At 54.9% G+C, this 19,347-nt stretch carries 11 protein-coding genes and 1 pseudogene; 8 read left to right on the top strand and 4 right to left on the bottom strand.

Annotation, left to right across the window (positions count from 1 at the left end; translation table 11 throughout):
- Positions 1-7: 7 nt before the first annotated feature.
- Together HMPREF2942_RS07780 and HMPREF2942_RS07775 are read left to right on the top strand one after the other, a co-directional pair.
- Positions 8-4,396: an FtsK/SpoIIIE domain-containing protein gene (locus HMPREF2942_RS07780; RefSeq protein ID WP_070688794.1), complete on the top strand. Its 4,389-nt coding sequence runs from the start codon at positions 8-10 to the stop codon at positions 4,394-4,396.
- Between the two features lie 117 nt (positions 4,397-4,513).
- The gene (locus tag HMPREF2942_RS07775) at positions 4,514-6,538 is read left to right on the top strand and encodes a serine/threonine-protein kinase (protein WP_070688793.1); all 2,025 of its coding nucleotides are present in this window, start codon (positions 4,514-4,516) and stop codon (positions 6,536-6,538) included.
- A gap of 90 nt (positions 6,539-6,628) precedes the next feature.
- Here HMPREF2942_RS07775 and HMPREF2942_RS07770 read toward each other — a convergent pair whose 3' ends face one another.
- From HMPREF2942_RS07770 to HMPREF2942_RS07755, 4 genes are all read right to left on the bottom strand, one after another.
- Positions 6,629-7,288, bottom strand: coding sequence for a hypothetical protein (locus tag HMPREF2942_RS07770; RefSeq protein WP_070688801.1), 660 nt, complete (start codon positions 7,286-7,288; stop codon positions 6,629-6,631).
- A gap of 326 nt (positions 7,289-7,614) precedes the next feature.
- Positions 7,615-7,830: a hypothetical protein gene (locus HMPREF2942_RS07765; RefSeq protein ID WP_049340862.1), complete on the bottom strand. Its 216-nt coding sequence runs from the start codon at positions 7,828-7,830 to the stop codon at positions 7,615-7,617.
- Positions 7,831-8,069: 239 nt separating this feature from the next.
- A complete protein-coding gene (locus HMPREF2942_RS07760) occupies positions 8,070-14,360 on the bottom strand; it encodes a DUF6531 domain-containing protein (RefSeq protein ID WP_246824398.1) in 6,291 nt (2,096 codons plus the stop codon).
- A 180-nt stretch (positions 14,361-14,540) separates the two neighbouring features.
- Positions 14,541-14,825: a pyrophosphorylase gene (locus tag HMPREF2942_RS07755; RefSeq protein ID WP_005507345.1), complete on the bottom strand. Its 285-nt coding sequence runs from the start codon at positions 14,823-14,825 to the stop codon at positions 14,541-14,543.
- Positions 14,826-15,127: 302 nt separating this feature from the next.
- Here HMPREF2942_RS07755 and HMPREF2942_RS07750 point away from each other — a divergent pair, with 302 nt between their 5' ends.
- The 6 genes and pseudogenes from HMPREF2942_RS07750 to HMPREF2942_RS09450 form a co-directional block, all read left to right on the top strand.
- Complete coding sequence (locus HMPREF2942_RS07750) at positions 15,128-15,607, top strand: DUF4190 domain-containing protein (RefSeq protein ID WP_070688792.1); 480 nt, start codon at positions 15,128-15,130, stop codon at positions 15,605-15,607.
- Between the two features lie 172 nt (positions 15,608-15,779).
- Positions 15,780-16,439 (top strand): hypothetical protein, encoded by a 660-nt coding sequence (locus HMPREF2942_RS07745; RefSeq protein ID WP_070688791.1) that lies wholly within the window; start codon positions 15,780-15,782, stop codon positions 16,437-16,439.
- Positions 16,440-16,754: 315 nt separating this feature from the next.
- A complete protein-coding gene (locus tag HMPREF2942_RS07740) occupies positions 16,755-17,225 on the top strand; it encodes a DUF4190 domain-containing protein (protein ID WP_070688790.1) in 471 nt (156 codons plus the stop codon).
- A 168-nt stretch (positions 17,226-17,393) separates the two neighbouring features.
- Entirely contained in the window at positions 17,394-18,098 is a 705-nt protein-coding gene (locus HMPREF2942_RS07735) for a hypothetical protein (RefSeq protein ID WP_070688789.1), read from the top strand.
- A 4-nt stretch (positions 18,099-18,102) separates the two neighbouring features.
- Positions 18,103-18,759 carry a hypothetical protein gene (locus HMPREF2942_RS07730; protein WP_168165845.1) on the top strand — a complete coding sequence of 219 codons (657 nt, stop codon included), beginning with the start codon at positions 18,103-18,105 and terminating at the stop codon, positions 18,757-18,759.
- A gap of 170 nt (positions 18,760-18,929) precedes the next feature.
- A pseudogene (locus HMPREF2942_RS09450) lies at positions 18,930-19,347 on the top strand (hypothetical protein); the annotation flags it as partial.

The raw sequence follows: 19,347 nt of genomic DNA, 5'->3' as shown, positions 1-19,347 counted from the left end.
ACACCTTATGCGCTTTTTCCTTGATCTTGAAGAGCATAACGGGAGCTATGAACTAGACTCCTGGCAGCCTGAGACGACCATCGCTGATCTCATCCAGGCGACCGGTGGCCCCTCCCTGCCCGCCGACGAGCCACTGTATTGCGATAACCGCCCGGTGACGGCATCCTCCACCCTGGCGGAGGTCAAGCCGATGGAGGGTATGCGCATCTCTAGGGCACCGCTCTCCTACCCTTCCCTGGTGCAGGGCTGGAGCGTCTGCTTGAGCGGCGGCTCGACGGTTACCCTGCCACACCCTATCCCTTCTTCGCGTCCTCTGGTGGCGGGTCGTTCCCCGTACGCCGATATTGTGCTGCCCACGGCGAGCGCGTCGTGGGAGCATCTGCACCTGCAGGTGGTTCATGATGAGTCGACAAACACTCAGAAGGTGCGCATCACTGACCCGGGTTCTACGAACGGTAGTTTTGTGGACGGTCAGAAAATCCCTGAGGAGGGTCTGACTGTTTCTGAGAGCACCACGATCCATGTTGGGGATTGTGTGCTGACTCTGCAGCCTGCTCCTCAGGAGAAGGCTGCGCCTCGCCCCGGTAGCGCCCCGAATGTGAGCGCGTCGGGTACTGCACCGTTTAACCGTCCGCCGCGTCAGGGTGCATTGAGCGCCCCGGATAAGGTGGAGGCACCTACCCGCAAGAACGTTTCTGACCCGCCAAAGTTCAATATCGCTATGGCGGTGGGCCCGATTATTATGGCGGCGGCAATGGTCGCCATTATGCAGGAGATTCGTTACGCCCTTTTCGCGATGCTCAGCCCCATTCTGAGTATTGGCATGTGGGTGGAGCAGAAACGTCGTCACGCTAAGGATAAGGTGAAGGAGCGTGTGCGTTTTGAGCAGGAAATGGAGAAGTTTAAGGAACGTATTGCTCTGAGTAACCGTGAGGAAATTGAGCGTCTTCACGACCTTGCCCCGGCACCGGATGCCGTTCAGCTGCGGGCGCTTCTTCCCGCGATGACGCTGTGGCGCCGCCGGAGCACCAGCCCTGACCTGTTGACTTTCCATGTGGGTACTGGGCATATTCATTGGGCTCCTGAGCTGACGAAGCCGAGCAATCCTGAGCCTGAGGTTCAGCATATTCTTGAGCACAATACCCTGTGGGATGCCCCGCTGGTTGCTGACCTGCGTGAGGGCGGCGCTATCGGTATTGTGGGGCCGCGTGAGCAGTCTCTTGCCCTGGCGCGTAGCCTGGTGCTGCAGGCGGCGACCCACACGGGTCCTGCTGATATGACGATTGCGGTCTGCGCTGATTCGGCGCGCTCGCAGGACTGGGTGTGGACGTCGTGGCTTCCGCACATGCATATGGCGCAGAACCAGCAGATGCGTTGGTTTGCTTCTGGTAAGGAGCAGTCGGATCAGATGCTGCGCTCTCTATACAACGACATTGAGTCTCTTCCGACCCGCGGCCTGTGCGTGGTCGTTGATTCGGATACCCTCACTGAGGGCCGTGAGTCGCCGGCACGCGACCTTTTGGCGTATGGCGATGAAGTACGTCTGATGGCGAATAAGACTGCTGCTGCGGGTGCTCGCCGTGTTGCCGGTATTGTGCTGGCTTCTTCTGTTGACCGTCTTCCTGCGTCGTGTACTTCGGTCGTGGAGATTGGTGAGGAGGCTTCTATGACCTATTCGGAGCCTCGCCGCCGTTACACGGTCACTGACGGTGTGCTCGCCGGTGTGAGCGCTGAGGATGCTCTTCATGTGGCGCGTACTTTGGCGCATCATGAGGACCCTGAGCGTCTGCTTCTGGGCGGCGGTTTGCCGCAGCTGGTAAAGCTGCCTGAGCTGGTTGGTTTGCCGACACCTCCGGGTGCTGAGGATATTGAGGCGTTTTGGTCGCAGGCTAATGGTTTCAGTACTGAGATTGGTGTGGGCGACTCTGGCGCGTTCACGCTGGACTTGGTGAAGGACGGTCCTCACGGTCTGGTGGGTGGTACCACCGGTTCGGGTAAGAGTGAGTTTTTGCGTTCGTTGGTGGCGGGTTTGGCTGCTCACCATGATCCGAGCCGTTTGAACTTTATCCTGGTTGACTTTAAGGGTGGTGCGGCATTTAAGACGTGTGAGCGTCTGCCGCATACGATTGGTACTTTGAGCAACTTGGATGCTCAGTTGGCTCACCGCGCTATTGAGTCGTTGGAGGCGGAGATGGACCGTCGTCAGCGCCTGTTTGCGGCTGCTGGCGAGGGTGTGGACAACATTAAGGATTATTTGGCGACGAACCCGCCGGAGCCGATGCCTCGCTTGCTGCTGGTAATTGACGAGTTTGCGATGCTGGCGAAGGACTTCCCGGATGTCCTGTCGTCGCTGGTGAGTATTGGTGCGGTGGGTCGTACCCTGGGTGTGCACATGATTTTGGCGACTCAGCGTCCTGCCGGTGTGGTGAATGACGATATTCTGGCGAATACGAACTTGCGTGTGGCGTTGCGTGTGCAGAGTCGTGAGGATTCTTCGAACGTGATTGGTGTTCCGGATGCTTCGGAGATTTCGCGTTCGCAGATGGGTCGCGCCTATGTGAAGCTGGGTCAGAACGATATTTCGCCGGTGCAGACTGCCCTGGTGACGGGTCAGAGTGGCACTGAGGTGGTAACTTCTCTGGAGGTTCGTGCGACCGATAGTATCGGTATTCCTCGTTCGGAGCGTGCGCGCCCGAAGGTGTCGTCTAGTGATGCGAATGACCTGGATTTGCTGATTGACGCTGTTGTGGCGGCTCATGCGGCTCGTGGTGCGGTTGCTCCTCGTAAGGTGTGGCCTGAGCCGTTGGGTTCGTATGTTGATTTGGTTGATTTTGGTGTGCGTGGCTTCCCTGACCCGGATCTTCCCACTGTGGGTGGTGTCCGGGACGGTGTTCTGATGTGCGCTTTGGGTGATGAGCCGGAGCTGCAGCGTCAGGTGCCTATGGGCTGGAATATTGAGATGAGCAACCTGCTGCTGGTGGGTGTTGCCGGTAGTGGTACGACCACGACGATTCAGTCGGTGGTGCTGGGTTTGGCTCAGCATTATTCGCCGGAGGACATCGATATTGTTCTGGTGGATATGGGCGCTGATGGCTTGTTGCCATTGGGTTCTTTGCCGCATGTTGTTTCTGCTGTGGGTACCGGTCAGGGCGCTAGGGAACGTCAGGCTCGTTTCTTGCGTTTTGTGAAGTCGGAGCTTGATGCTCGCCGCGCTGATGCGTCACGCCGTAAGCCTCTTTTCATTGTTTTGGATGGTTTTGCGACGCTGCGTGATGAGTTCTCTGACGCTGTGAGCATGGACTTGTTGGCGAATTTCTACCGCGTGTATGCGGATGGTCCTGCTGTTGGTATTCACTGCGTGGTGTCGACGAGCCGCGCGAAGAATATTCCCTCGCAGATTCTTGATGCTTCCTTGCAGACGTGGTTCTTCCAGCTGAGCGATATTCACGATTATTCCTCGCATGGTATTCGCGGTACGAATGTTCCGGCTGCGGTTCCTGGGCGTTGTGTTGACCCGAAGCGTCTGCGTCAGATGCAGGTGGCTACTCCCGCTGTTGGCGTGGAGGAGGCTGTCTCTATGGTTCGTGAGCGTTTCCCGCAGGCTCCTGCTAAGCGTGATGTGATTGGTCAGTTGCCGACGTGGGTTTCGTGGGAGAGCATGCCTGCTGCCGAGTTTTCTCCGAGCCTGTGGCGTATCCCTGTGGGTATTGCGGAGGCTACGTTGGAGGCGTGTGCTTTCGAGCTGTACGAGGGTGAGCACGCCATGGTTGCGGGTAATCCGCGTTCGGGTAAGTCTTCTCTGCTGGTTGCGTTTGCTCGTCTGGTTTCTCGGGCGAGGGCAGCGGCGGAGCAGGCGGTGTCTGCCGCATTGGCATCTGGTGACGCTATCGCGGCGGAGAACGCGCGCATGGATGCCGCGGAGGTTCCGGAGGTTTGGGCTGTCTTCGATCAGCGTTCCGGTCTGGTGAATGCGCCGGAGGGCGTTTTTGACCGGGTGTTTGAGAGCAAGAATGCTTCTGCTCAGGTGCAGGCGGCTTTGCAGGATGCCGCGGGCCCGGTGCTATTGCTGATTGATGATGGTGACCGCGTGGATGACCCGATGAACGTTTTTGATGCGATTGTGAAGGGTGACTTCCCGGACGTTCACATTATTGCTACGGGTAAGCCGACTGATTTGCGTCCTTTGTATAGCCATTGGACGAAGGCTATTCGTAAGTTCCGCACTGGTGCTGTGGTTCAGCCGAATGTTGATACGGATATGGACATGTTCGGTTCTATTCCGAGGCGTGCCCCGGTTCAGCTGAGTGTTGGTCGTGGCTACGCGTTCCTTGCCGGGTCGCCGGTTCTGGTGCAGCTGATGAGCCCTGAGGATTCTCAGCACCGTGGCGGACTGTAGGGCTTGTTTGTCGTGTGGTGAGGTATGGTGTAACTTTACCGGCTATTTTGCTGTAGGGGTCGCCCCGTCTGGGGCGTCTTCCTGCTTGTTGTGAAGTTGATGTTAAGGAGTTAGCCCGTGACTGTACCTGCTGGTTCGCCGCAGTACTCCGGCTCGGAGCGTCGTGATGCTCATCCTGCCCCGCAGGCTGCTGGTCAGCCTGCGGGGGGCTTGGTTGCGGGCGCTCCCCTTGGCTCTTCGTATCGTTTGGTGCGCCGGGTGGGTTCTGGTGCGGTCGGTGAGGTGTGGGCTGCTACGATGAGCGGCTCATGGGCTCTGTATGCGGCGAAGGTTTTGCGTCCGGAGCTTGCGGAGAACCCTGTGGTTCTTGAGTCTTTTGTGCGTGAGCGTTCGGTGTTGTTGGCGCTGTCGCATCCTCATATTGTGCCGTTGACGGACATGGTTGTTGAGGGTGGCGTGCTAGCTCTGGTGATGGAGTTTCAGCATGGCGGTTCGTTGCGTCAGAAGCTGGATTCTGAGGGTCCGCTGCCGGTTCGTTTGGCGTTGAGTCTGATGGTGCAGGTTCTGAATGCGGTGGAGTTTGCTCACCGTCAGGGCGTGATGCATCTGGATGTTAAGCCGGAGAATGTTCTGCTGAGCGGTCTTTTGGGGGAGTCTCTGGATCAGCAGGTTCGTGTGGCTGATTTCGGTATTGCTTCTTTTACTGGCTCTGCGGGTTCGGGGGCTTCTCGTTCGTTTTCTGGTACTCCGGGGTATATGGCTCCGGAGCGTTCTGCGCATGGTGTGGCTACTCCGGCGGTTGATGTTTATGCGTGCGCGGTGACTCTTCATGAGTTGTTGGTGGCGGTGCGTCCTCTTCCGGCGCGTGGTGGTGCGGTGCAGGTGTCGCCGCAGATTCCGGCTGAGGTTGCTGAGGTGCTTCACGGGATGTTGGCGGAGAACCCGGCTCAGCGTCCTGGGGCGGCTGAGGCTGCCGCTAAGTTGCGTCTTTTGGCTGAGGGTTTCGCTACTGATGCGGTGCTTCCTCGGTGGGTTGAGGTGTCTTCGGGCGCTGTGGGGTATACGCCTACGGTGGTTCATGGTGCTGAGCCTGCTGTTTCTGCGGTGCCTGGGCAGAATGTTACGGAGCTGTATGGTGCGGGCATGCCGTCGCTGGGTCAGGCGCAGAATGAGACGGTTATCCGGGCTCCTTTTGTGGTGGAGCAGCCGGTATATGTGCCTGATGAGGTCGTTGAGGAAGAGGAGCCTGCCCGTTCGCCGTTGCGCCGCCCGCTGGTGTGGGGCGCTATTTTGGGTTCTTTGGTTCTTGTGGGCGTGCTCGCTTTTGTGGGTTTGAGCGGCGGTAAGGGTGCGTCTAAGACTGCTGAGTCGTGGTCTGCTTCGAGCCGTAGTTCGGCGTCTTTGCCCAGTGGTTTGGGTACCCGTATTGAGGGTACGTATAACCCGCGGGATAAGAGTGCCCGTCTGACGTTTGAGTTTTCTTCGCAGAAGTCGGCTCTTCGGGGCGATATTTTGCAGGTGCTTCCCGGTGTTGAGGGTGGTTCGTGTGCTTCGGTGACGTGGGATGCCGGCCAGGCGTCTTCTGGTGTGGCGAAGAATCAGTCGAGTGTGACTGCGGTGGATGTTCCGTGTTCGTGGAATCTGTCTGGGGTGAGTATCCCAGCTAATGGTGTGGTGCAGGTTCGGGCGAATGTGTCTGCTGAGTTTAAGGATTCGCGTGCTTTTGAGGAGTGGGTGAACCGTATTGATTCTGAGACGTCGAAGGCTATTTCTGATCGGGAGGTTCGTTCGACGGCGTACCCGATTCAGCGTTTGCGGTCGATTGAGTTGCGGGTTCCTTCTCGTGTGGTGAATCAGAGCGTTTTGCCGGTGACTGTGGTTCCGGTGTGGCCCAGTGGTGCGGATGAGTTGAACCCGTTGATGGTTTTGCCGCGTACGGGTGAGTTTTCGACGCTGGTTCAGGCGATTTCTCCGGATGCGCAGTTGATTAGTTTTTCGGATGGTTGTTCGGGGCATGTGTTGGTGTCTGAGGATCAGCGGGTGGTGACGGCGCTGTCGGTGACGTCTAAGTGCCGTGTGAATGCGCAGATTGGTAATTTCACGAACTTGTCCAGCAGCGACTTCGCGATTATCACCCGCTAACGGTGACGCTCAGATGAGCTACTGCTGACATGCAGAAAGCCCTTGGGTTGAGAGATAGGCTCTCAGCCCAAGGGCTTTCTCTATACGGTACTACATATCAACGTCGGCAAGACCGGTGACCTTCTCCCGTTCCCTAAAGTAGGAGACTGTCTCAAGACCATTATCTAGCTCATCCACCCGAGCAATATCACCCGGATTATTCATATCAGGCCAACGGTCATTATCAATCCTGAACCGCACAATCGCCATCAGACGATAATTCTTATGAATAATCGGAGAGAAAGCAGCAATCAGCTTCCCAGACTTGCTATAGAAAGAGACGAGGTCCTGACTATCTACGGCAAGTGCCTTATAGTATTCGATTCCGTCAATAGCGTTGATCGGGTAAACGGTTGTACGCGCCGACCACATACGCTGCTCAATACCTTCAGGGGAGATCTTCACATAGGCAACATGCACGTACCAGGCATACATCATGAGCCCAATTGACCCAAGTAATGCAATCGATTCATAGAAGATACCCGCAGAACCCTCGTCAACAATATGAAGGTAGAGAAAAAGGCACGGAAATCCAGGAGTAAATATTGTTAGAAGAGCCTCTGCCTGATTAACTCGCCGGATGTACGCGCCTTGGCGGCGGCGCTCCATATCCTTCCAGCGTTGAATCTCATAGTTGATAATGATATAGAGTGTCCCGGTTACCGAGATGAAAGCCAGGATACCCCAGATAATAATCAGGAAAATGCGCATGACGGGTTCTCGTTTCGTGTGGTTGGTGAATATCCGGAAGCGCGCCACCGACAGGTGACGCACCTTTCCCAAGGATACTCTATGTGCTTGAAAGCTCTGATAAGCAGAAATATAGAGCAATATAATGCTCTACGGGCTAATCGGCCAGAAAGTTAACTCGGTGCAAGGCCCGGGTCAAAACCAGGCGACCATCCACCAGCGGCTGGGATTGGGCCCGTATCCGCCCAAGTTTCTTGTCTGACCCTAGGTATACAGAAGCCCCCTGGGCTGAGAGGTAATCTCTCAGCCCAGGGGCTTTTCCATCCTACTATTCGACTTAATATATACTATTCTTTAATTTCTTCAAGGCGAACAGTATTAAAATCTCTATCATCATTCCTTGTACTTAATGATTTATACATCTTATACTTCTTCCCTGCCTTAACTTCAGAAACATATTCCGGAATATTTTTACCCTCCGGTACGGCATACATTTCAATAACACCACATTCTTTTGTTTCAAAAACACCAATGAGTGCAACATCATTCATGTTTCCAAGCATTCCACCCCGTTCTTTAGTGTAGGCAGACTCTACAGTACAGATAGAATAGGACCCATGACTATCATCATGGAGATAAAATTGAAGACATGAATAAAATACTATGAGCGCAATACCAAGAATTATTGCAAATCGATATTCCTGCTTCCAGGTATTCGGATATTTTTTGCACATTCTTACGCACCTATATAATAATAATAGATTATACTCATCCAATGCCCTCTCATAATTACTTCTACTAGTTAGTTACGGTCTATCAGTCGGTTAAACATAGGTCCTGCCATTCGTTGCGCTATGTTATCTAGCCCTCGCTCAGCAGCACCGACTGGATTATTGGCTATTTCGGCAGCCCGAAAAGCATACCATTGACCCCTATCACGATATTTTTGAGCTACATCTGCATCCATCTTTACAGACGATTTCACGGCGGATTTTACAGCATCCTTTCTCATATTATCGGCAATTTTTCCAATCAATTTATCTATCTTATATTCTTCACCCTTCATATGAGTTTCCGTAGAATATTGAACGCCACTCTTAAAGATTCCACCAGCAGTATCAGCAAAAGTAGTTGCAGCCACATCCGTTGCACGGCCTCGAATACCCATGCGTTTCAAGTCACCTGCATACCCAGTGACACCCATTTTGCGCTTCATCATGCCAGATGCACCTGCGCTAGCCATTGAACCACCTGCACCTGAGAAAAACATTTCGACACCACCCATAACGCTCTTATTTTTCACGTTATCATCCATATAATACGATACTGCACTATTAATGCCACCAGAGACAGTATCCTTCACAATATCTTCAAGTACCCTCGATTCTTTCAACCCCATCCCAAACTCATGTGCATACGGTGTTATAGCAGTCTTTACCTTATGCCATTTCGACGCAAGAGCACCCGCTTCCGCCGCTTTTTGGGCAAGCCTAGTAGCCTTAGCAGCTTCAGCTGCCTTCTCCATCTTAGTCATCTTTGATGCAGCATCAGCTACTTTTTTCAAATTACCCAAACCACCGGTTAGTCCACCAGTGACAGCACCTGCAATGCCACTCTTCACTGCTTCCTTACCGACCTCCGACCAATTTACCGGCTGATTTTTAGCCTTCTGCTCAATTACCGACATGCCAGCACCCATAAGCGCACCGGAAATACCACCGAGGACAGCGCCACCAAGGGGACCAGTACCAGCACCAACAGCACCAATCACAGCGCCAGCAATGACCATGGCACCGCCAGCCACGTACTCCAAGACATTCCTTACAGAGGCGGCAACAGCCTTTTGTTTCTCGAACTCCTCAATCGATACCGGCGACAAGCCCCACGGATCCACCAAAGAAACCGGGTTACCACCCACCAGTGAGAACGGGTCAGCACCCCAACCAGCACCCACTGGCGCGGCCAAAGGATCAGGCGCCGTAAAGCGAGCCACACGCGAATCCACCACGCGGGCACCCAATACCTCAAAACCAGTAGAACCCAGCACCACGCCCGAAGCTGCAGAAACACCAACCAGCGAATCCGGCAACACAGGCGCACCACCAGTAGCAGAAGCGCCCTGGGCAGACGGCACAGCAGGGGCAGCAACACCCAAAGAATCCCAACCGTACGGATCCAGCAAACCGGCACCAGAACCGGCACCAGGAACCAGTGAACCCACAGAAGGCATCGACGAACCGCCCACGCCCAGCACACGCGGAACAAACGAATTCTCATCCCACACCAGCGGGTGCATCATCGAAGCATCAAAACCAGCCGCAGAACCAACACCAGCACCGGTTGAGGGCACACCAAACTCAGGTGCACCAGTAGGCGCACCACCGGCAGCAAGCACACGACCATCAGTAGAAGCACACAGCAGCGAGAAGGACACGGCAGAATCGTCAGCAGAGCCCCACGATGCCACCGAGTTCACAAACCCAGCCGCACCATAAGTCAAGGACGAGCCGGAACCATCCGAAGAAACCTGCAGAAGACGCGAATCATTACCGTCATAAGAGAACACGCTCGTCGAGACCGGCACCAAAGTGACGCCTTCAAGTTCCACGGACTCCGGGCACTGGCCCAGCCACGCCTGAGCGTCCTCAACAGCAGAGGCAAATTCAGCCGACTGGGAGTCGGTCTTTGCCTCATCCTGCACGCCGTAGACGCACACTGCGCGAACGCGGGCACCCTCATCAGTGACCAGCACCTTCACCCAAGCGTGCTGAGGCTGGGCGCTATCAAAGTACTCAACGCGCACCAGCGCGCCAGCGGCATCATAGGTCCAACGCAGGGTCTCGGTGCCGCGAACGGCAGACGAGAGCATCTGCGCGTTAGTGTAGGTGTACATGACCAGGCCAGCGGGCGAATCCACACCGCTAATACGGCCCAGATCATCACGAATAATCTCAGTGTGCAGAGCCTCAGAAGAGTCTGCCACAGCCGAGTCTGCCTCAGCGGGCTGCTCGGTCACAGAGGTCATGTGTGCGCCACGGTAACCGAACTCGCGAACCCAAGTGCCCGCCAGGTCAGACACCTGTGCACGCACCAGTGCGTCTACCGCGTTGTACTCGAAGGAAGACTCCACACGAGACTCAGAGGTAACGGTGGTTCCATCCAGGCGATACGCGGTGATGTCAGTCTGCTTGACCATGCGGCCTGCAGCATCATACGCATAAGCGCTCGAACCCAGAGGGTGCACAAACTCAGTGCGCAGACCATCAGCATCGTAAGCGTAGGACAGCTCGTAGCCGCCGGTCTCGTCCATGTAGGCGGTACGGAAAGACTCCGGAATCTGGGCACCAAACTCACGGCGCTGACGGACCAGACGGCCCAAGCGGTCGTAGGACTCGACCGTTACCACGGGAGCACCAAACGCATCAACGCCCGCGTGGTCATAAGTCGTCATCGTACGGCGCGCAGAACCACGCTCCATACGGTACAGCAGAGAGCCGTTCACCGAATGGGAACAGGGAACACCGTCACGGTCATAACCAAAGGAATGTACAGCACCATTACCGTCAGTGCTGGTCAGCAGACGACCGGCAGCATCATAGGTAGAGGTAGTGCGTACACCCAGCGGATCCGTTACCGCCAGGACATTACCCATCAGATCATACTCGTAGCGGGTAATACGACCGGCAGGGTCCATTACGGAGGTAACGTTACCCGCCTCGTCATAGCGGTAATGGGTCACGCCACCGGCGCCATTAGTCACCGCGACCACCTGAGAAGCGGCGTCATAGGTGAACGAACGAGTACCCCACTTGTTATCGCGGATGCTCTTCACGCGGCCGCAGGAATCCCAGGTGTAGAACACCGGAGAAGCTACGCCGGAACCGGTAATGGACAGCACACGACCGCACGCGTCATAGCGAACGCGCGCCTCAGAACCGTCACCGTACACCTGGCGAATCAGTCGGGAGTCAGCGTCGTACTCGTAACGAGTCACAGACTGCTCCGCAGTGCCGGCAGCCTCATAGGTTGCAGCCAGTCGACCGCACGCATCGTAGCTGTACTCGGTCACACGGCCCGCGGGGGAAATCATGCGCACCATCTGGTTCGAACCGTTGTACTCGTAACGGCTCAGACCGCCCTCAGCGTCCAGCACCTCCACGGGGTTACCCGCACCGTCGTAAACCATCGTGGAGACAGTCGGGTCGTCCGCATCTGCACTAACCTGCGGACCAGAATCATCGGAGAGAACCTCGCTACGCACCGGGCGGCCCAGGTGGTCACACGAGATACGCACGCGGTCAACACCATCGTTAGTGGTGAAGGTCTTGCGCGAGGAATCAACAGAAGTACGTACACTCACACCGGTCGGGTCAATCAGTGCGGTCAGAGTGCTTGCGGCATCATACTCGCGAGTCCACACGCCACCGGCGGGGTCAATGGTGCGGACCAGGCGCATCAAGCCATCGTAGGCGTAGCTGAACTGCGCACCACCAGGCAGGGTAATGCGATCAATATTGCCGTTCGTATCAAAGGAACGCTCCATGCGGCGACCCAGCGGGTCGACCACGGCAACAATGTCACCGCTCGGACCATACTCATACTCGGTGCGAGCACCCGCGGGATCTACCGAAGCCACCAGGCGACCACCAGCAGCGTACTCAAAACGCCAGCGGGAACCATCCGGGTCCTGGCGGCACACCATGTGACCGGCAGAATCATAGGTGAACTCAGTCTCCAGCCCAAGAGCAGAAACAATCTTCACCAGGTGACCCGCAGCAGAGTACTCACAACGGGTCAGCTGCTGCTCAGCATTACGAATACCGGTCAGCAGACCAAACTCGTCATACTCCAAGGAAACAGTAACACCCTCAGGGCTCACCACACGCTGCAGCAGGCCGTCAGCCCACTCAAAACGGGTCACATGACCGTTGCCGTCAGTCATGGAAGAGGGGTTACGCTCAAAATCATTCGCGTACTCGTAAGTCACCGTAGTCATCGGACTTACGGCAGGGCTCTGAGCAGGCTCCTGCCCCGAAGTAGTCTCATCGAGGGTGCGGCCCTGAGCCTCAGCCTCCAGGCGGGCACGACGAGCCAAGCGTGCGGCACGGCGAGCGCGCGGGTCCGTCTCAATAGCACTCACCGTCATAGAAACTACGCGGTCATGCTCGTCATAGGCGAAGAGGGTTTCAGCACCCTCATCGGTGACCTCACGAATAATACGGCCACGCTCATCGCTGTAGCGAGTGATGCGGGAACCATCGCGGTCCACCACGCTCACACGGTTACCAAAGTCATCGTAGGCATAGCTACTACGCCCACCTTCCGCATCAACAATAGCGGTCAGGCGTGCGTACTGGTCACTAATCCACAGGTTCGTGTAGGAGGCATCCTCATTCGCAACGTCAGTAATGCCGTTCGGCAGGTAGCGGTAGCGAACACGACGACCGTATTCGGTGTCCTGTTCGGTAATGCGGCCGGTCGGGTCGTAGTAGTTCGTCACCTCAACAGTGCCGGCACTAGCTACCACACGGTGAATCAGACCGGCAGCGTCATGTTCATAACGGCGGGTACCGGCATCGCCGTGCACAGCACACAGGTGGGTACGACCGTCAAGAGTGACGTACTCGTAACGCACAGACTGACCACGTGAAGAGTGAATAGCACCGACAAGGCCACCTTCGGTGTACTCCACGTCGATACGTGCACCGCGCTGATGCACGATAGCGCCAACGCGACCCTCTTCATCGCGCAGGTACGCGACAGCAGTACCTGCTCCAGCGCTCATGCCCAGGTAAACACCGGTGAGGCTGAAGATGTGCTGGGTTCCAGCGTTGTCGGAGATACGCAGCAGAGACGAGGCTTCATAGCCCGTAGCGTGCAAAATATAGCGCAGAGAGGGGTCAGCAATAGAGCCCTCTTCACCCATCAGCTGGGTGAGGGGCAGCTCTTCAAGCCACCATGCTTCACGCGGAGCGCGAGCATAGCCGTGGGTGCCGTCCTCACGAATCATTCGGTCGAAGGTAACCTCACGACCGTCAGCCATCGTCCAGATAGCATTCTCATCGTTCAGCTGCACGCGGCTCTCAATATTTGAGGACCAGCCAGCACCGAATACACCGGATACAGCGTGCTGACCGAAAACAGCCACACTGTTGTACATGCGAGTTACAGAGCAAGCAGAAACCACGCCGGAGAACGCCATATCGGTCTCTTCTTCAATGAAGTTACCGGTTGCAACGTTCACGGGGTCATTCACATAACCGCTGGTCGTAGACTTACCCACAACAGCAGGCGCCGGAACTTTCAACTCGTGACGCTCAGTACTCACACCAGCTGCACTGATTGCACCTTCCAGAGTGGAATTGGCAACGGTAATAATCTGGCCCGAGCTACCGTACTGCTCAAAGGTATCGGCTACGATACCCAGCCAAGTCTTATCATTAGCGTTCGACTTATTCCACGCTTCAAACGTGCTAATGAGATTTTCAGCGTCAATGGTTCCCCACTGGCACTTAGCCGCAAACTCAGAAGCAAGACTGCGGAGCTTACCGGGCTCAGCGTCAAAGCTATTACCAAGGTTCGCCAAGGTATTAGAGAGAGCACGCACGGTCGAAGGGCGCGCCGAAGAAACAGTCATGCTCCCCGAACGAGTCCCAGTGCTCTCACGCTGACCTGGGGAAGTGGTGTCAATCGTAGTATCCGGAATGTACGACTCGGGACTCGGGGCTCCTTCTCCAAAAATACTATCCCACCACTTGCGGAAACCGCTCCAGTCACCCTCAAACTTTTTCTCATAATCACGCATGAGTCCACGGTTCCGCTTTTCTTTTTGGGCGGCCTCTTTAAGACGGTCCACCACATCAGCCAACTGGCGGAAGACATTGGCGATATTGCGACCATCACTAATAGTGGTGTCAATATTTGTTGCTGCAATATCGGCGTAGTGACCTACGAAGTCCTCCAAAGCAGTCGTCAGCGAGTTCTTAAGAGGAGGTAGTGCGCTGTCAATATTCTGTGCAACGGTGCGACAAGCGCCAGCAAGGGCATCCGACGTAGCATCATCGTACTTGACTTCTTCAGTATTCAGATTCATGCTCTGCCGCCTTTCAGGTGTGATTGGTTCGGAAGTGTGGTGATTAAACAGATGTAGACAGACATGCACACCATGTCTGGAAAACAACGTGGGTATAACCGAATAACAGAAAACGCCGCCTACCGCTCACCGCCCCGTAGCCGGGGAGCGGGGCGGTAAACGGCGTTTACCAGGGAAGGCTTAGGAGCCGCCACCTGCCTGGAAGATATCGGTAGAAATCTGGTTGAGCTGCTCGCGCAGGTCAGTCAGTTCCTGAGTCAGGTTACGCAGGGTGTTTTCTACGCCGGGCCAGGTGTCATTGCGGAAACGCTCAGCCAGGGGGCCGTCCCAGTTGTTGGGGTCCTTCAGCTGGTTACCCTGCTGGTTGAGGTTGTTGATTTCGTTCTGCAGACCGCCATTGATGATGTTCTGGAGAGCAGTAATGGCATCCTTGGCTGCCTGCGATGAGAGTACGCGATCGGACACGATGTTCCTCTTTCGTCGTTGAGTTGCCGGAAGATGTGCATTAGATACGCGAATATCAAATACGCACCGTTAGTGCTTTGCACCACTTCGAACATTACACTATTTCGCGGCAAAGCGCATCTTCCACACCCTGTTGTGGGAAAAATTTCTCATTGTAGACATTGCACAGCAGTGCGTGCATATACATCTATCTACTCCCATCAAGGGATTTCTCCCGCTACGGTATCCTTAGGAAATGCCAGCCCACTCGGGGTGGCGTCACACCAATAGAATCACCAACCACATATGAAATGAGGACTTTCATGTCTGAAAACACCCCGCAGCCGGCTGCACCGCAGCAGCCGCAATTCACCCAGCAGGCACCCGCCGCACAGCCCGCATCCAGCCCTGTTGAGGCACCGAAAAAGAAGAAGTGGGCGGCAGTAACCGCGTTGGTTCTGGGCATTATTTCCGCTCTGACCGGTTTCATTATTCTGGGCGCATTTACCGCAGTCCCGACCGTTATTTTCGCGATTATCGCTCTGGTGATGGTCAAGCGCGGCACCGGTAAGGGCAAGGTCATGGCTATCATTTCGCTCGTGCTGGTCGTAGTTGCGATGGTTACCTTCGTTCTGGGTAACAATGTGCGCGCAGAGAGGGATGCAAGGCTTAAGCAACGAGCTCAGGAAGCAATTCAGAAGTGTGAGAGCAAGGAATTTGTGGGCGCCTACTACACCGAGAAGGACGGTAAGCGTTACTGCGCATACGGCGGCTGGCTCTACCCCGTAGACAACGACAAGTAGACCGGTCATCTCGGTTATTGACCGATGATGTGATGGGTGGGGGCGTTCGCGTGTGCGGCAGTCGCCGTGCCTGCGAGCGCCCCTCAAACATATCTTCTGGAGGCGCCGCCACCTAGCCTGAACGGGGCGCGTGCTCTTCCTATTCACCAACCACACGAAACGAGAAACCACCGTGCTTAGTCTCCCCCTGATTTTCTGGAGCACCGCCGCTACACTCGTAACAATTACGACGTTTTATGTCCTCATCAATTACGAGGTGCAGCGCTGGAAAGATAAGCAACGGCTACGTGAGGGTATTTATATCCGACGGGTTACTCGGCTTGAAGCTCTCATGACGATATTGACCCCGGCTCTCCCAATTCTTATGGCTGTAGTCTACATTCTTGAACCTGGCGCAGAAAGTATGAAGCTTGGGATAGTGGGTTTGTTGGCATCAGCGATATTTGTGGCCTACTTGCGGTATGTGCATGTCGCCTACGTGAAGACCTCCGCCGACGGCATCGAGCAACGTATCTGGTTCTCCAACCCGACCCGTTACCCTTTCAACGCGATCAACCGCGTCGTGTTCTACAAGGCATCGAATTATGAAGACGATGACATGGTGGGGTTCTACGCCAAGTCAGGCACACAGATTGCCCTGTTCAGTCCGTTGCCTCATAAAAATTACCGGCTCATGGCAATTGTGCGTTTCAGGATTGAGAACGAGCGCTGGCCTGACATGGACAACCCGGATGACGTAGCTCAGGTGAACCTTTTGGATTGTGCTGGGAAGACGATGCGCTACTTTGAGAATCTGGGGAAGGTTACTGGCCTTGCCGACGTCTACATGTAGCACCGCACGGCATTAGTTTCGAATATAGAGAAAGTCCCTGGGCTGAGATATCATCTCTCAGCTCAGGGGCTTTCTGCGTACCAGCGGCTACTCACCTGAGCGCCGTCACCACCTGCCGGTGAATGGTCGCCCAGTCTTCACCCGAGCCTTGCACCCAGTTAACTTTTTAGCCACCTAACCCATAGACCATCAAAGTACTCGACAATTCAACTTGTCAGAGCTTTCAAGCACATAGAGTATCCTTGGGAAAGGTACGCCACCTGCAGGTGGTGCACTTCCGGATATTCACCAACCACATACGAAATGAGGACTTTCATGTCTGAAAACACCCCGCAGCCGGCTGCACCGCAGCAGCCGCAGTTCACCCAGCAGGCACCCGCTACACAGTCTGCATACGGCGCACCCGTCGAGGCACCGAAGAAGAAGTGGGCGGCAGTAACCGCGCTAGTCCTGGGCATTATCTCCGCCCTGACCGGTATTTTTGTGATTGGTTCGTTCCTGACCATCCCGACCATTGTTTTCGCTGTGATTGCTCTGGTCATGGTTAAGAATGGCACCGGCAAGGGTAAGGGCATGGCGATTGCTACTCTCGTGCTGGTTCTGGTGGCGTATATTGCGACCTTTGCTTTCTTCCAGATTCGTGCGGCGAACCTTGAGAAGTCTAACCGAGAGGCCCGTGAGGTTATCCAGAAGTGCGAGAACCACGAGCCCGGCTACTACATCATTGAGAAGGACGGTAAGCGTTACTGCAACGCTGGCGGCTGGGTCTACGAGATGGATAAGTAAACCGGCTTATTTGGTTCCATGATTAGCCGTCGCTGATGGAGGGGGCGTTCGTTCACGCGGCAGTCGCCGTGCCTGCGAACGCCCCTCAGCCGTATCTTCTGGAGGCGCCGCCTCCATCCTGCGCGATGGCTGCGCGGGCCCTATTCACCAACCACACTAGGACAGCGAATGTTCAGAAAATTTCTTGCCGAAACCGTCACCAACGGCTCCATAGGACTCAACCGCCCCAAAGGCTATATTCCCCTGGGGCAACGGCAGAAAAAGCCGCTGCTGGCTGTGTTGATTGCGGACGCTTGTACAGTGGTTGTCTGCCTCCTGTGTCCTCTGCTTTTCAGGGCAGAGAGCCTTGTTGACTACATTCCAGCCTACATATTTACAAACATAGTTGGAATGCATTTCTGGTTCTTAGCTATCCACACCAATTCCTTCTACATCCAGCAGAATGAAACCACTGTTAAATGGCGAAACTGGCGATTCAAGACCCGCGAGTTCGACTACAGCAGCATCACCAAAATACATATGCAGGTTAACAATAAAGGTGGCTATTTCGTCATTAGCAGTAGCCAGATGGGTAAGCGCCGCTTGGCGTTTAGTCCGGTCTTCTTTGACGCCACCTATATCTACCACATGATTCTTTTCCGTGAGCGCTACGGTGTTTGGCCGCCCAAGTATATCCCTGAGCTCTTCGTAGAGTTTGGTGACTATGAGGAGATGGATACCCTGATCAAAATTCTCTGCTACGCCCACAAGTATGAGATTGGTTCCCCCGAAGCCGGAGAGTACCGACAGATCCCGGAACACCTGCAGCGCATCCTTGATGCGCACTCCACTACCATCACCGACTCCAACCCGATTGAAGGAGCGAATAGCTAAAATGATGTCTCAAGAATCTGCTATTACCTTTTGGGGCGTATGCTCCATCATCACGACTATTTTCACGATTCTCACCCTTGCCGCTTACATCATCAACCGACGCCGTGACGAGAAGAAGAAGCGTGAAGGCATCTACATTAGTCGTCTGCAAGCACTACTGGCGTACATTATTGTCTTTACCCCGGGCTTCCCGATTATCCGCTATTTTTTGTCGCTCAATGGCCCTGAGACTAACCCCTATACGGAGGGTATCTGCATCTTCATGACTGCTTTCCTGTTGTTCTACCTGTGGCACGTCAACGCCACGTACATGAAGATCTCTTCTGAGGGTATTAATATGCACACCCCCATTCGCGGGTCGAGGATCTGCCCTATCGGCGCGATTGATAGCGTTGTTTATAGCGAGTCCAAGGATGAAGATACCCCAAGCCGGATGTGGTTCCTCACTAAGTCGCGTGCGCGTATTAACCCGTTGAACCCGAATTATGACGAGTACTATCTCTTGGTCATTACCCGGTTCAGGATTAAGTATGGTCGCTGGCCTGATCTGGATAATCCGGCTGATGTGGATAAGGTGAACCAGCTGGATAACCGTTATGAAGTCATTCCGTATTTCATGAATAATCAAGAGATTGCGGGTCTTGCTGACGTCGATATGTAGCCTGCCGGTTTGTGGGCTGAAGGCTCCCGGGGATGCGCGGCTCACCCCCGCGCTACCCCGGGGCTTTCGGGGCTTATGCCCTGGTATCCTCAGCACGTAGGCACCGCCGCCTAGCCCGGACGGGGCGCGTGCTCTTCCTATTCACCAACCACACGAAACGAGAACCCACCATGCGCACTTTCCTGATTATCTTCTGGGGTATCTTCGCTGCGTTCACAACAGTTGCGACGTTTTACGTCCTCATTAATTACGAGGTGCAGCGCTGGAAAGATAAGCAACGGCAACGTGAGGGTATCTATATTCGACGGGTTACTCGGCTCGAAGCTCTCATTACGATATTTACCCCCGTTTTTCCGTGTGCTATGTTTGCAGGTCATATATTTTTTGACCCTGAATCAGCAAGTATAACGATTGACATAACGGCCTTGTTAGTATCAGCGATATTTGCCGCATACTTGCGGTATGTGCACGTTGCCTACGTGAAGATTTCTTCCGAAGGCGTCGAGCAGCGCATTTGGTTCTCCAACCCGACCCGCTACCCTTTCACCGCGATTAACCGCGTCGTGTTCTACAAGGCATCGAATTATG

The organism is Rothia sp. HMSC071C12, assembly GCF_001813895.1.
In the GTDB taxonomy this organism is placed as follows: domain Bacteria; phylum Actinomycetota; class Actinomycetes; order Actinomycetales; family Micrococcaceae; genus Rothia; species Rothia mucilaginosa.
The sequence above is the reverse complement of the archived record's forward strand: the minus strand, read 5'-3'. Positions and strand labels throughout refer to the sequence as shown.

Excerpts from the sequence above, each read along its gene's own strand:
- HMPREF2942_RS07780 (WP_070688794.1), top strand. The coding sequence starts at position 8 with ATGCGCTTTTTCCTTGATCTTGAAGAGCATAACGGGAGCTATGAACTA.
- HMPREF2942_RS07770 (WP_070688801.1), bottom strand. The coding sequence starts at position 7,288 with ATGCGCATTTTCCTGATTATTATCTGGGGTATCCTGGCTTTCATCTCG.
- HMPREF2942_RS07765 (WP_049340862.1), bottom strand. The coding sequence starts at position 7,830 with ATGCTTGGAAACATGAATGATGTTGCACTCATTGGTGTTTTTGAAACA.
- HMPREF2942_RS07760 (WP_246824398.1), bottom strand. The coding sequence starts at position 14,360 with ATGAATCTGAATACTGAAGAAGTCAAGTACGATGATGCTACGTCGGAT.
- HMPREF2942_RS07750 (WP_070688792.1), top strand. The coding sequence starts at position 15,128 with ATGTCTGAAAACACCCCGCAGCCGGCTGCACCGCAGCAGCCGCAATTC.
- HMPREF2942_RS07740 (WP_070688790.1), top strand. The coding sequence starts at position 16,755 with ATGTCTGAAAACACCCCGCAGCCGGCTGCACCGCAGCAGCCGCAGTTC.
- HMPREF2942_RS07735 (WP_070688789.1), top strand. The coding sequence starts at position 17,394 with ATGTTCAGAAAATTTCTTGCCGAAACCGTCACCAACGGCTCCATAGGA.
- HMPREF2942_RS07730 (WP_168165845.1), top strand. The coding sequence starts at position 18,103 with ATGTCTCAAGAATCTGCTATTACCTTTTGGGGCGTATGCTCCATCATC.